Annotated in this window: 12 protein-coding genes and 1 pseudogene; 10 read left to right on the plus strand and 3 right to left on the minus strand. The window is 44.5% G+C overall.

The window, feature by feature from the left end:
- Positions 1–250: 250 nt before the first annotated feature.
- From R8O10_RS03180 to R8O10_RS03195, 4 genes and pseudogenes are all read left to right on the plus strand, one after another.
- Entirely contained in the window at positions 251–973 is a 723-nt protein-coding gene (locus R8O10_RS03180; protein ID WP_005390054.1) for a sulfite exporter TauE/SafE family protein, read from the plus strand.
- A 102-nt stretch (positions 974–1,075) separates the two neighbouring features.
- Positions 1,076–1,978: pseudogene (gene rarD / locus R8O10_RS03185) on the plus strand (EamA family transporter RarD); the annotation flags it as partial.
- Positions 1,979–2,190: 212 nt separating this feature from the next.
- A complete protein-coding gene (locus R8O10_RS03190) occupies positions 2,191–2,577 on the plus strand; it encodes an MAPEG family protein (RefSeq protein ID WP_005376510.1) in 387 nt (128 codons plus the stop codon).
- Positions 2,571–3,104, plus strand: coding sequence for a DNA mismatch repair protein (locus R8O10_RS03195; RefSeq protein WP_318191095.1), 534 nt, complete (start codon positions 2,571–2,573; stop codon positions 3,102–3,104). The genes R8O10_RS03190 and R8O10_RS03195 overlap by 7 nt, the downstream gene beginning before the upstream one ends.
- A gap of 284 nt (positions 3,105–3,388) precedes the next feature.
- On the opposite strand, the gene R8O10_RS03200 is transcribed toward R8O10_RS03195, so the two are convergent.
- Complete coding sequence (locus tag R8O10_RS03200; protein ID WP_318191096.1) at positions 3,389–4,753, minus strand: endonuclease/exonuclease/phosphatase family protein; 1,365 nt, start codon at positions 4,751–4,753, stop codon at positions 3,389–3,391.
- Between the two features lie 394 nt (positions 4,754–5,147).
- Here R8O10_RS03200 and R8O10_RS03205 point away from each other — a divergent pair, with 394 nt between their 5' ends.
- A complete protein-coding gene (locus tag R8O10_RS03205; RefSeq protein WP_005376506.1) occupies positions 5,148–5,462 on the plus strand; it encodes a DMT family transporter in 315 nt (104 codons plus the stop codon).
- 79 nt (positions 5,463–5,541) lie between these two features.
- Here the strand turns inward: R8O10_RS03205 and R8O10_RS03210 are convergent, their stop codons facing one another.
- On the minus strand, positions 5,542–6,447 hold the full coding sequence (locus R8O10_RS03210) for a DMT family transporter (protein WP_318191097.1): 906 nt from the start codon (positions 6,445–6,447) through the stop codon (positions 5,542–5,544).
- A gap of 169 nt (positions 6,448–6,616) precedes the next feature.
- On the opposite strand from R8O10_RS03210, the gene R8O10_RS03215 reads away from it, so the two are divergent.
- From R8O10_RS03215 to R8O10_RS03225, 3 genes are all read left to right on the plus strand, one after another.
- On the plus strand, positions 6,617–7,075 hold the full coding sequence (locus R8O10_RS03215; protein ID WP_226084127.1) for an NUDIX hydrolase: 459 nt from the start codon (positions 6,617–6,619) through the stop codon (positions 7,073–7,075).
- A 104-nt stretch (positions 7,076–7,179) separates the two neighbouring features.
- Complete coding sequence (locus R8O10_RS03220) at positions 7,180–7,752, plus strand: GNAT family N-acetyltransferase (RefSeq protein ID WP_031781379.1); 573 nt, start codon at positions 7,180–7,182, stop codon at positions 7,750–7,752.
- Between the two features lie 125 nt (positions 7,753–7,877).
- Positions 7,878–9,290 (plus strand): coniferyl aldehyde dehydrogenase, encoded by a 1,413-nt coding sequence (locus R8O10_RS03225; RefSeq protein WP_151515627.1) that lies wholly within the window; start codon positions 7,878–7,880, stop codon positions 9,288–9,290.
- 176 nt (positions 9,291–9,466) lie between these two features.
- Here R8O10_RS03225 and R8O10_RS03230 read toward each other — a convergent pair whose 3' ends face one another.
- Positions 9,467–9,946: an aminoacyl-tRNA deacylase gene (locus R8O10_RS03230; RefSeq protein WP_005376501.1), complete on the minus strand. Its 480-nt coding sequence runs from the start codon at positions 9,944–9,946 to the stop codon at positions 9,467–9,469.
- Positions 9,947–10,102: 156 nt separating this feature from the next.
- Between R8O10_RS03230 and R8O10_RS03235 the strand changes: the two genes are divergently transcribed.
- Positions 10,103–11,644 carry a glutamate synthase-related protein gene (locus R8O10_RS03235; protein ID WP_318191098.1) on the plus strand — a complete coding sequence of 514 codons (1,542 nt, stop codon included), beginning with the start codon at positions 10,103–10,105 and terminating at the stop codon, positions 11,642–11,644.
- Between the two features lie 186 nt (positions 11,645–11,830).
- Positions 11,831–14,005, plus strand: a complete 2,175-nt coding sequence (gene katG, locus R8O10_RS03240; RefSeq protein WP_065275255.1) for a catalase/peroxidase HPI — start codon at positions 11,831–11,833, stop codon at positions 14,003–14,005.
- Positions 14,006–14,040 lie beyond the last annotated feature (35 nt).

The raw sequence follows: 14,040 nt of genomic DNA on the forward strand, positions 1-14,040 counted from the left end.
GAGGTCATTAATTCCGCTGAAGAAATGCTGCGTGAACAGGCGAGCATGAATCCTCTTCGATGTAAGCAAACATGTACATAAGCGGAATGAAATACAAAATGCAAATGAGGGCGAACCGCACAAATGGATTGTCTTTTTATTCACTTTGATGAATGCTACGCGGAATTCATATCGCAGTATGCCTGAGGTATTCACCATGTGAATGTGCTTTGGTTTTTGTGTTTATTTTTCAAATATAAGAATAATCTAAATGGAATTCGATTCGATAAACTTCCTTGCAATAGGTTTGATATTTCTTGGCTCTTATGTCCAGACCGCAATCGGTTTTGGCTTGGCTATTGTTGCCGCACCTTTACTGATTCTTTGGGCGCCAGAATATGTTCCTGCGCCAATCTGTTTAGTCGCGTTATTTATTTCGTTGATGAATGCGATGAAGCACCGCAGTAGTGTTGAAATCGGCGGCTTAAAGATGGCGTTGATTGGGCGAGTGCCGGGATCAATTGCTGGTGGCTTGCTACTCTTTTTTGTATCTACACAAACTCTCACGCTTTGGATTGGTTTGTTGGTGCTGTTTGCAGTCTTGGTGAGTGTTTTACCGTTTCGGGTTGAGCCTACGCCTTCGCGTATGACATGTGCTGGCTTCTTTTCTGGGTTGTTTGGTACCAGTTCTGCGATTGGAGGCCCTCCGATGGCGTTATTGTTGCAGCATCAAGAAGCAAATCAGTTACGCGGCAACTTATCGGCTTTTTTTGTTTTCAGTTCGATTATTTCACTAATAGTACAAATCCCAGTGGGCTTCTTCACATTGCATCATTTGGTCATTACTATTCCTCTATTACCTGCTGCGGCGCTTGGTTACTGGCTAGCAATGAAAACTACCCAGTCGTTACCAAAAGAAAAGATTCGGTTTGGGGCACTTATGTTGTGTTTTGTGAGTGGCTTTACCGCCGTCGTACAAGCGTTGAGCCAATAATGCCATCTGCATCATAAAGCCACTGCGGGATTGCATTCCTTTTTATGTATGGCGGACTTGTTTACTTACGCCAAATTGGTCGTTTAGATGGGCGATAGTTTTATGAATAACACTCGTTATGGCACTTTTATGGCAGCATTCTCCTTTGTGATCTGGGGATTGCTACCAATTTATTATCGTTATTTACCGAATGCTTCTATGGATGAGTTGCTAGCATGGCGAATCATTGGGTCTGTACCTGTCGGGTTTCTAATTGTACTTGGGATAACCCGTCGAGGGCTGAATTGGAAAGAAATCTGGCTTGATAAAAAATCCTTGTGGTACACGTTTGTGGCGAGCAGTTTGATGTGTATTTCTTGGAGTGCGTTCACTTGGGCTTTGACCCATCATCGGGTCATCGATGCCAGCTTAGGCTTCTTTATTGGACCATTAGTATCTGTTGCGCTGGGCGTATTTATTCTTGGGGATAGGCTCTCAAAAGGCAAACTTATTGCAATCGTGCTGGCAACAATTGGTGTTATGTATCAAGTGATTCACTATGGTCAGCTGCCCGTTATCGCACTAACGATGGGGTTGTTCTTTGCTTTGTATGGGCTGTACAAGAAGAAGATAAATTATGACTGGAGTACAACCTTGTTTGTTGAGGCGTTGTTACTGACTCCAGTTGCACTCGCCTATTTGCTCTATAAACAATGGGCAACTGGTGAACTGGCTTCGGGCACAGATACCACAACATTGCTTTTGTATTTTGGCAGTGCACCTATCACACTTTTACCACTCGTATTTTATTCTATCGCAATACGTATAACTAATTTATCAACCGTCGGTCTAATGCAATACATCGAGCCAAGCTTGCAGTTTGTGTTGGCAGTTATGTTTTTTGGCGAGTTGTTTGACGAAGTGAAAGCGGTGACCTTTGCATTTATTTGGGTAGGGCTGTTGTTCACAATTTTTGAAAGTATTATCAAAGGGCATCGGCGCAAAAAGCTGGTCAAACACCCCTTACTAGTGGTTTCAATATTCTCACATATTAGCTTCTTTATTCTTATGCCCTCATTCGAGGGCATTTTTAATACCATAAAGCATTGGCTTTCGTTTTTTGCCCGAATAGAAATCATAACTTGAGATTATTTGACGCATTATCATAATGATACCGCTATAGTTATAGCCAAGTGACACGCTTATATAAGTGAAAACCAGATCAAGAAGGACGACATATGATCACAGCTCTGTATGCCAACATTCTCGCAATACTCATTATTTGGTTGGCTGTTCAAGTAATTAAGCAACGTCGCTTAAATCAAATTGCTTATGCCGATGGTGGGGTAGAGGCTCTACAAATTGCTCGTAGTGCCCAGAGTAATGCGACAGAATATATCCCCATCACCCTGATTTTAATGGCACTTTTAGAATTTAATAGTGCTTACCCAACATGGATACATCTCACCGGTATTATTTTTGTAATTGGTCGAGTTATTCATGCTAAAGGCATATTGAAAAAAGACTTGAAAAAGCGCATTAGAGGGATGCAGGTGACATTTCTGGTGATACTTTCATTGGTTGTGTTAAATATGATTTACCTGCCATACGATAAGTTATGGTAAGTCTGCGACGTTACATTCCACCACCTTGGGTACTCGTTCTGATTGGATTAGTACTGAATATTGGCGCGATCATCGTTACTAGCTTAGTCCTTGATAAGTTGGGTAAACAGCACTCGCAGCTCGCAGAGCAAACAGCAGAAAACTTGTATTCCATCCAACTCGCATGGAACAGTGTGGAAACCCTAGAAAGGAAAAGAGAAGCTTTACTGCTGCATGTGCACATAAGTCAGAGCGTAGCGATACCTTTAGAGCTAGAAGAGGTATTAGCAGGGCATTTATCTTCTTGGGTTCTCAACGAGTCGGATGAAATAAAAATTGATCAACTTCCTCAACTGATGTCAAAGATAAATCAGGCACAAGCTTCGTATAGAGACCGCATCGATAATTACTACATTGAGAATGTAGGGCTCAATGAGGTAATGGCAAAGCAGGATGAAAAGATCGCTTGGTACAAGAATATCGGACTCTTCTTGCAAGTATTCGGACTTGCGTTAATCCTTGCACGCGACTTAGCTAGGAAGCAATAAAAGCAAGAGCTAAAGATCAGGTTTATTGCGAAATGCCAATGGTAGTTTGCAAATTGCAATTTATTCTGTGAGCAAACAGTAGCTATTGGTTAAGTTTTAATGAAAGTGATTAAATAACAACCTGTTTTTGTGCGCTGAAAAGTTGGCACGCCTCATGCTTTAGTATGAGTGACCCTTTCTAAGCCGAGGGTCACCTAGCCAACTGACGTTGTTAGTGAACCATCTTGTTCACAAATATATACAGCCAATCACGACTCCTTGTGGTTGGCTTTTTTTTATGCAGTCTAGAACTGTGCTTTAATCCAGATCATGCGATGGTCGGAAGATACATCCTTACCATCACCATACTTACCGATACGTGCATCGTTAAATAGTTTACGGCCCTCTTCATAAGACGCTGACCAGTACACACCAGAGTCTATTACATTCAAATTTGCTGAAGGCAAGGCATAGTCTACCCCTAAGCCAAACGTTGAAGTGATGCGATTCGGATATGGGTGAGTTGAACTGCGGTCAACAGCGTGTTCAGCTGCACCAAAGCTTGTTGGGTAAAGCTCACCATTCATCACGGTTTGGTTAACCAATGGATCGTTGTGCAGCTCTTGCATTACAGAGCTAATACCGTCACCAGCCACTGGATCAAGGTTTTGATCACCCATCATTACGAATTTAGCGCCGTTCGTTAAGCCACCTGTTTTACCCGCATCGTCGTAAAAATAGTCTTTGCCTTGAATGTAATGATGCCAAAACTCCACTTCTGCTGCGTTTTGCGCTTTGTTTTTACCGGTGTCGAATACTGGTGGAGTAGGATGAGACATCAACAAGTGTACAACTTCCTCGCCATTGCGTGTTGGAATGATGATTGGCGCGTCGACGTGATTTTTCGAAGATAGACGCACTTGATCCCACTCTTCCGCTGAGTACCATTCATCACCACACTTCATGCCGTCTGGAATCTTTTGCGAACCGTCACAGATAGTAATGGTTGGAATTTTCGCACCTTCCATATCTTTCCATTTAAATGCTTGGAATGTACGTGTGTTTGCCGTGTCAATTTTATACTTAGACATAAGGGCAAATGCATATTGACCATGGTACATGCCAAAGCCCCATGCATCACCTGGCATTTGACCTGCGGTTCCGTTGTTGTCGAGATCAAACTCACTCAACAACCCTGTATTGGTTGAATAAGATTCAGCATAAGGGTATTCAATAGGCTCAAGGTTTGCTTCACCGCCCGCGCCATCGATACTTTGCGCGACAGACAAGTAGTTCTTCTGGAATCCTTCAATGGCTGCTTTGTTTTTACCTGTTCCATCGTTGTTGTATTCCGCCATCATGAGGACATCAGGACGATTCTTTTGAATGATTGCTGCAACGTTACGAATTTGAATGACTTTTTCCGCAGTGGTTTTGTCTTCGGCTGCGATTGAACCGTCTAAATAAGAGGTGACCAACGCAGCTTGCTGCGTTGGTTCAATTTGCATTTCATCTACCAAAGTTTCGAAGGTAGCGCGGTCAAAAGAGAGGTTGTAAGTCGCTATTTTTACTTCTTTAGGCTGAACATTGACGTATTCAGTATCGTCATTACATCCAGATAGTAGAGCGGCGCCAACAAGGACAGCGATAGAGGTTTTGATTGCTTTCATGGGTACGTCATACCTTATAATTAATTCGGCTGAATATTAAAGTCATCAGTCATTGTTTTAAGCGATATTAGTCACACAAACGTTTTCATATTTACATGTTCAATTAGTTTTTGTGTGATTTGTGCAATAAATGCAACACTTTCAACACCAGAAGGTTATATGTAAATTGTTAAAAAACGGTGTCGTTATTGATGCGAAATAGAGAGTCCGCCACCGTTAAAAAGAAAAGCGTAGAATTTAAGCGTGCATGAGATGTTTGAGTTGTATGCTTATCGCCGTGTTTTATTTTTTATGTTTAAATTTCTGTATATAATAAGCAGTCAATCAGAAGTGAGGACGACCTCACCGCTCTATCTTTTCTCGGGGACGACCCCATCTCGTTGGGAAATGTGACATGGCTTGGGGAATTCTCTTCATTGCGGGCTTGTGTGAAATCGCATGGGCTGTCGGTCTTAAATATTCACAAGGGTTTACCAAATTCGGTGCTTCGGCATTCACTATTGTCTTTATGTTATTGAGCTTTTGGTTGCTTGGCATTGCGTTAAGAACCTTGCCTTTAGGCATTGCTTATGGCGTATGGGTAGGGATTGGCGCAATAGGCACGGCAGTCGTGAGTATTTATCTGTTCAATGAGCCAGCAACACTTATCAAAGCCTTAAGCTTGCTAATGATTGTCGCTGGTATCGCAGGGTTAAAAATATCAGCTTAACGTTAGGCTAAACACAAAACAGCCAGAGTCACTCTGGCTGTTTTTCTAAATGTCGTGTTTACGGTTCTAGGTAGGTATATCAAGCGTTGCGCTTAACAAAAGGTAACCGTAAGTGATGACCAAACGCATTAATTAATGTGCCTGTAACAATCAGACCGCCACCGACGTACGTCCAAATGATCGGAACCTCGCCAAAGAAAATGATGCCTAACAACACAGAAAATACGATCTGGATATACGAATAAGCGGAGGCTTTACCCGCTTGTTGAGTTTGCATCGCTTTGGTTAACCCCAATTGCCCAATTTGGGTAAAGACACCAACTAGAACCAACATGAAAGTCAGATATAGATCGGGGATTACAAAATCGTCGCCAATCAGTAAGAGTGAAGCGGGGAGAGCAACCAACGGGAAATAGAAAATGATCACTGAGCTGTCTTCTGTCTGACTCAGTTTTCTGACAATGACGTAGGCAATTGAGCTACCAAATGCGCCTAAGATCGCAATCATGACGCTAAACATTGGTAAAGCGCTATCTGAGCCTTGCCCAGTTTCTGGGCTTACCATGATATAGATGCCGAGTAAGCACAACGCAATACAAAGGAAAGTTGACGGCTGGATGCGCTCTTTCAAGAAAAATACGGCGAGTAGTGCAGTAAATACCGGATGAATATACTGGAATATCGTCGCTTCTGCCAAAGGTAAGGTGGTCACTGAATAATATACACACATCAGAGCCATCGTGCCCACAGCACCGCGTGCAAATAGTAATGGCTTATTATTGCCCCATACAGAAATTCGTTTTCGCTTTACATCGAAATAACTAATGATAAGTGAAACGAGCGCTCTTGCTGCAACGATTTCAAAAACGGGGATACCGTAGTTGCCGACGTGCTTTACTGTAGCCGACATCAGAGCAAAGCCGAACGCGGAAAGCACCATAAAGCGCACACCGATGGGAATCATAGTGTTGAATGAATTGGACATTTTACTGCTCATTTGTTGCGACAGATCTCACTTTAGCATACTTAGTTAGTGATTAAATCCTCTCAACTCAAACACTTCTGTCGACAAGATGAATAAACAGTAGAATACGTAGCAATTAATCTGCCTCTCTTCAGCGTAACAATAAAAACTCGATATTTAAGGAGCTTACATGATCCCGATAAAAGCAACGCATGTTTCAGGCGTTGTCATTTCAAAAATTGATGGCATAGAAAAAATGCTGTTACTCAAACGCGTAAAAGGTGGCTATTGGTGCCACGTTGCAGGTGGTATCGAAGCGGGTGAAGCCGGGTGGCAAACCATTTTAAGAGAGTTAAAAGAAGAGACACTAATTGACCAAGTTGAGTTACATACAGCAGACTTTCTAGAGCAGTTCTACGAAGCAAAAAATAACCGTATCATGGTTATCCCATGTTTTGTGCTATTTTGTCCGCCTAACCAATCAGTTGTTTTTAACGAAGAGCATACAGAGTATCGCTGGTGTACGCTTGAAGAAGCTAAGCAGCTGGCTCCGTTTGCCAATCAGCATCACCTCTATGAACATGTATGGAAACATTATGTAGATGTGGCATCACTAACGCCATTTACGCTGATCGATCAAAAGGGCTAAATGAGCGGCAACGGCTTTGATTAGTTTTTATAGAGAGGTTTGTTCTCATAAAATGAAGCGTTAGGATTTGCGCTGAGCGTTCACAATAAAAAGGAATAACATCTATGGATGAAGTCACATGCCAAGAGACGTATCAAGGAAATCACTTACAGAAGCGTTTTTCCGTCTCGCAAAGGGTCTCAATTGAGCCCCTCAACACGAAACACGCGTCCGCTTTACTAGAGGTTGTGAACACTCACCGAGAGAGCCTTGAGGGCTATCTACCTTGGACGGATTCTGTCACGAATCATAGAGAGGCCGTTAACTACATTTCCCAGCGAGTGAACAGTAACGCGCTGGATTCCCACTGGTGCGCAATTTATTTTGATGAGCAACTTACGGGTGTTATTGGCATTAAAGGTGTGGATTCACATACACGTGTTACTGAAATTGGCTACTGGCTTGCCAACAATGGGCGAGGCCATCGTGTGATTGATCAAGTACTCGCAGTATTGATCCCTTTCTTGAAGAAGAAAGGGCACGCACAATTCATTCAGTTCCATTGTATGGAAGATAACATCGCTAGCATCAATATTGCTGAGCGTGCAGGCGCCACATTAAAAGAATACGTTGATCATGAGTTCGATATGCTTGACCGCTCTCAACGACTAGGCATTTATGAACTACGTTTGATGTAGTATCCACCCCAGAAATATTTTAATCAGAGTTCGAACTCTAACTTCACGAGCGCTACAATAGTAACATTGTTGCGCTCGTGTTAACTTGGGGCGTCATTGGCAGAAACTAGGCTAGGAGAAGCATCATGAACGCAATCACAGAGGTTGAAGTAGATAACTTGTTACAGCAAAGCCTCGAACGCTTAAAAGCGGCATATGCAGCCGAGCCTTATCCTAGTTTGGATGAACGTAAACAGCGCCTCGTTTTGTTAAAAAAATCGCTGCTTGAGAACAAACAAGCGCTGGTTGAAGCGTTAAGTGACGATTTTGGCTATCGCTCAGAATTTGATACCGCCATGACCGACGTTTTGCCAACGGTCTCGCATATTAATTATACCCTCAAACGACTAAAAAAATGGTGCAAACCCAGCAAGCGCGAATCCGGCTTATTGCTCGCACCTTCTAAAGTCACCGTTCAGTATCAACCGTTAGGTGTCGTCGGGATCATTTCACCGTGGAACTTTCCTGTGATTTTGAGCCTTGCGCCTTTAGTGACAGCATTGGCTGCTGGCAACCGCGTGATGATGAAGCTCAGCGAATTTACGCCAAAAACCAATAAAGTCATCGTCGATATTTGCCGTGGGTTGTCTGAGTATGTCGAAGTTTTTGAGGGTGAAGCAGACGTCGCACAAGCATTCAGCCAACTGCCATTCGATCACCTTTTGTTCACGGGTTCTACGAGTGTTGGTCGCGCAGTGGCAAAAGCGGCAGCGGAAAACCTTACCCCGGTGACGTTAGAGTTGGGTGGAAAGTCCCCGGTGATCATTGCAAAAGATGCAGACATGAAGAAAGCCGTTGATGCTGTCTTGTTTGGTAAATGCATTAATGCAGGCCAGATTTGTGTCGCGCCTGACTACGCGTTTGTACCGCAAGAACGTGTCGAAGAGTTCATTTCGCTATTCTTAAAACGTTTTGAAAAGCTCTATTTAAAATCCAACAAGAATCAAAAGCTGACCCATATTGTCAACCAACGACAATATGATCGTTTGACTGCGCTACTTGAGGATGCAAAAGCGCAAGGTGCTAACCTTCACACTGTTGAGGCGTCGCCCCAAGAGGAACGACTTCTGTATCCTCATTTGGTCACGGATGTGTCGCCGAATATGCGAATCATGCAAGAGGAGATCTTCGGGCCATTTCTACCTGTTAAGCCCTACAATGCCGTTGATGAAGCGATTGACTACATTAATCAGCACCAAAGACCACTTGCGCTGTATGTTATGTCGGACGACAAATCGACCATCAAACATATTGTACGCAACACCCACAGTGGTGGCGTCGGCGTTAATGATACGGTTTTACATGTTGGCGCTGAAGATGCGCCTTTTGGTGGCGTTGGTGAATCGGGTATTGGGCATTATCACGGAGAGGAAGGATTCAGAACTTTTAGTCATGCGAAAACCATTCTTTACACACCGAAATGGTTGCCAAGAACGAGCGTATTAATGCGCCGTAGGGCTATGGCGATAAAAGCGATCCAAAAGATCTTTGTTCGATAATAATTATGATTTGATTGATAAAAAAACCGCCCGAATAGGCGGTTTTTTGTTTCTATATGCTCTGAAACGCTGGGCAGCAAAGTTCGAGAAACTTCCTTCGCGTGCTACCAACACAACAAATAAAGGCTCTTGTTGAAAGAGCCTTGTTCAGGAAATGTCGAGAGATTTTGGCAAGTTTAATGCAGAACTTCACTGCTGAATCTTAGATATCTACAGTCGTTCATCAGTTCTTTAAACGCCTTTCTGTCCAGCTTAATCAGAGTTTCATGATCGCCAGCTTCAAGGTAGACATGTTCCAAGTTTGCCAGTCTTTCATCGCAAACTGTCGACATGTGGTAAGGGCTACCAATCGGTGGAATAGCGCCGTGTTCACAATCGGTGAAGAGTCGGTAAACCATACGCTCTTTCACCAAGTGGAAGGTGGCATTAAATTCGTCGTTTAATCGCGACAAACTGATTTTGTTGTTGGCAGGTAAGACCGCCATCATATGACGCCCTTCATGATCCTCTAGAATCACACCTTTTGCGATATTCATTAAAGGCACACCTGCTGCAACACCACTTTGTAGCGAGCTATGACTGTGGCTGTGATTCACGGTTTGAAAGTGAATGTTATGCTCAGTCAAATATTCATCTAATCGGGTTGCAATCGTCATATAGCCTCCACGTGTATGAGACCCATAAAAAGTATAGGTTAGTCGGGCGACAATCGCGCATTTTACTCGGCGACACTGACGCTCTTTACGCTCCTGTTCTACGCTTATTGCAAGCCAGCGAGAAAGCATGGTTAACAATAATAAATAGGGGGCAACATGAGCAAGCCAATCATCGCTGATAACAAGCCGATCAAAGTAGAGTTGAAAGCTGGGCAAGAATATTACTTCTGCCGATGTGGGCGTTCTAAAAAACAACCTTACTGCGATGGGTCTCATTCGGGAACCGGCTTAAAGCCAATGAGCTTTAGTGCGGAAAAAGACGAAGATGCCTATCTCTGCCAATGTAAGCATACCGCCAATGCTCCTTTTTGTGATGGTACACACAAGCGATTTACCGCAGAGCAAGTCGGTAAAGAGGGACCGGAACAAAAGCGAGAGAAAAGAGACAAACCAACAGCGTCTGCTACACAAGAAGAACCAACCCTCGAGTTTATCCACCAATTAGCGAGAGAAGGACTCTCTAAACTCGGTCATCATGGTCCGATGGCTGCAATGGGGGTTCCTAGGCATTTGCTACCACATTGGGATGCTATACAAATCATGGTGGCGCAAATGGCGACACAACCGTTGTTGGAAGACGTTCCTGTGTCTACCGAGTTGATTGTGGGACCAAACGCGCGTAAGCCGCTCAGACTCGCCATTCCTTTGTTGGTGTCGGACATGAGTTTTGGCGCACTTTCTGAAGAGGCGAAAATTGCACTAGCAAAAGGTGCAGAGTTGGCAGGGACTGGGATTTGCTCTGGTGAGGGTGGCATGTTACCGGAAGAGCAAGCCGCCAATTCACGGTATTTCTATGAGCTTGCTAGTGCTCAATTTGGCTACGACGAATCTAAGCTTCTTAATGTTCAGGCGTTTCACTTCAAAGGCGGGCAAGGAGCAAAAACGGGCACGGGTGGTCATCTGCCTGCAAATAAAAATGTAGGTAAGATCTCTCAGGTGAGAGGCATCCCCGAGGGACAACCAGCGATATCACCACCAACGTTCAAAGATCTTCACACTACTCACGATTTCAGAAAGTTTGCTGACAGAGTTCGTGGCATCACAGGCGGTATTCCAATTGGATTTAAACTCAGTGCCAACCATATTGAGCAAGACATTCAGTTTGCGCTTGATGCTGGGGCTGATTATATCATCTTAGATGGTCGCGGTGGTGGCACGGGTGCGGCGCCAACTATGTTCCGTGATCATATTAGTGTACCCACCATCCCTGCATTAGCTCGTGCACGTAAGTACTTAGATGAAAAAGGCGTAAGTGACCGTGTCACATTAATCATCACCGGTGGGTTGCGAGTTCCTACGGATTTTGTCAAAGCGTTGGCACTTGGAGCAGACGGAGTAGCGATAGCAAACAGTGCGATGCAATCGATCGGTTGTGTCGCGGCTCGCATCTGCAACACCAATAATTGCCCGGCAGGCATTGCGACACAAAATGCCGGTTTGAGGCAGCGTCTCGACGTTGAAAAGTCATCCCAGCAACTGAAAAATTTCTTCGAATCCTCGGTCGAGCTCATGAAAGTCATGGCGAGGGCGTGTGGTCATCACGCTCTGAATGAATTTAGTCATCATGATTTAGCGACCTGGGATCACAACATGGCGAGGCTGTCTGGGATTAAGTATTCAGGTATGGACTTAAACTGATCTCTATCCATATTTTCTGCATATAGGTACATGTTTGATAACAATTATTTATTCGCTGAAATGTTTGAAATTTTGACTTGGCGTTAACTAAAAAAACAGTGTATGAACTACGCTGTTTGAGGTGGATATTCGATTTATTGAATAACAAAGAGTGGTTACCACAACCACGACACGAAGGAGCATTATATGAGCAAAGCAAACGGCGGTTCGGTAGGTAAATGTCCAGTTATGCATGGTGGGCAAACATCTACAGATAAGTCGGTGATGGATTGGTGGCCGAATGCCTTGAACTTAGACATCCTGCATCAACACGACTCCAAAACCAACCCATTTGGTCAGGACTTTAATTACAAAGAAGAACTGAAAAAGCTAGATGTCGAAGCACTTAAAAAAGATTTAAAAGATTTAATGACTGATAGCCAAGACTGGTGGCCTGCCGACTGGGGACACTACGGTGGTTTAATGATCCGAATGGCATGGCATGCAGCGGGCAGTTATCGTATTGCGGATGGCCGTGGCGGTGCTGCTACAGGCAACCAACGCTTTGCTCCTCTCAACTCTTGGCCAGATAACGCCAACCTCGATAAGGCTCGACGCCTTTTATGGCCAATCAAGAAAAAATATGGCAACAAACTAAGTTGGGCAGACCTGATTGTCCTTGCCGGTAACATGGCGTACGAATCCATGGGTTTTAAGACCTTTGGCTTTGCGTTTGGACGAGAGGACATTTGGCACCCAGAAAAAGACACTTACTGGGGCTCTGAGCAAGAATGGTTAGCCACAAGTGACGCTGATAACAGCCGCTACTCTGGTGAGCGAGATTTAGAAAACCCGCTTGCTGCGGTAATGATGGGTCTTATCTATGTGAACCCTGAAGGGGTAGACGGTAACCCAGATCCTCTCAAAACAGCACATGACATGCGAGTGACCTTTGCGCGAATGGCAATGAACGATGAAGAAACCGTCGCGCTCACAGCTGGTGGTCACACGGTGGGTAAGTGTCATGGTAATGGTGATGCCGCAAACCTTGGCCCAGAGCCCGAAGCAGCAGACGTTCATGAGCAAGGTCTTGGCTGGATTAATCACAAAACACGTGGCATTGGCCGTGACACGGTAACGAGTGGTATTGAAGGTGCTTGGACAACACACCCTACACAATGGGATTACGGATACTTCCACCTACTATTTAAGTATGACTGGGAACTGAAAAAGAGCCCAGCTGGCGCATGGCAATGGGAGCCAATCGACATTGAAGAACAAGACAAGCCTGTCGATGTTGAAGACGGTTCTAAGCGCTACAATCCAATCATGACCGACGCCGATATGGCGCTCAAAATGGACCCTGAATATCGTAAGATTGCAGAAAAGTTCCAAAATGACCCTGCGTACTTTGATGACGTTTTTGCTCGTGCCTGGTTTAAGTTGACACACCGCGATCTAGGACCAAAATCATGTTATTTCGGCCCTGATGTGCCAAGCGAAGATCTTATTTGGCAAGACCCAACGCCCGCAGGTAAGACAGACTACGATGTTGATTTAGTAAAAACAAAAATCGAAGCAAGTGGCCTATCCATTAGTGAGTTAGTAAGTACGGCGTGGGATAGTGCGCGTACTTACCGTGGCTCTGACCGCCGAGGCGGTGCAAATGGCGCGAGAATTCGCTTGGCTCCGCAAAAAGATTGGCAAGGGAACGAACCTGAACGTCTAAGCCGTGTTCTTGCTGTGCTAGAAAAAATAGCAGCAGAAGAGGGCTGTAGTGTTGCAGACGCTATCGTGCTTGCTGGGAACGTAGGTATTGAACTGGCTGCGCGTGCCGCAGGTCATAATGTTTCCGTACCATTCGCGCCAGGCCGAGGTGATGCCACCCAAGAGATGACGGATGTGGAATCGTTCGAAGTACTTGAGCCTGTTGCTGACGGTTTCCGAAATTGGTTGAAGAAAGACTACGCGGTTAAGCCAGAAGAGCTTTTATTAGATCGTGCTCAGCTTATGGGGCTAACGGCGCCAGAAATGACGGTACTTATCGGTGGTATGCGTGTTCTAGGCAGTAACTACGGCGGTGGAAAAGAGGGCGTATTTACTGACCGAGTAGGCACTTTGTCGAATGATTTCTTCGTGAACCTTACTGACATGGCATATACGTGGAAACCAGTGAGTGCTAATCAATATGAAATCCGTGATCGTAAAACCGACGCTGTGAAGTGGACGGCTACTCGAGTGGATCTTGTCTTTGGTTCAAACTCGATCCTGCGTTCGTATGCGGAAGTGTATGCGCAAGATGATAATCAGGAAAAATTCATCCATGACTTCATCGCCGCATGGACGAAAGTCATGAACGCGGATCGTTTTGACTTGCAATAAGTGAAACGATGCCCGTCGGTAGATGGGTTGATGAA

Source organism: Vibrio sp. 1727, assembly GCF_033344415.1.
Taxonomy (GTDB): Bacteria; Pseudomonadota; Gammaproteobacteria; order Enterobacterales; family Vibrionaceae; genus Vibrio; species Vibrio alginolyticus.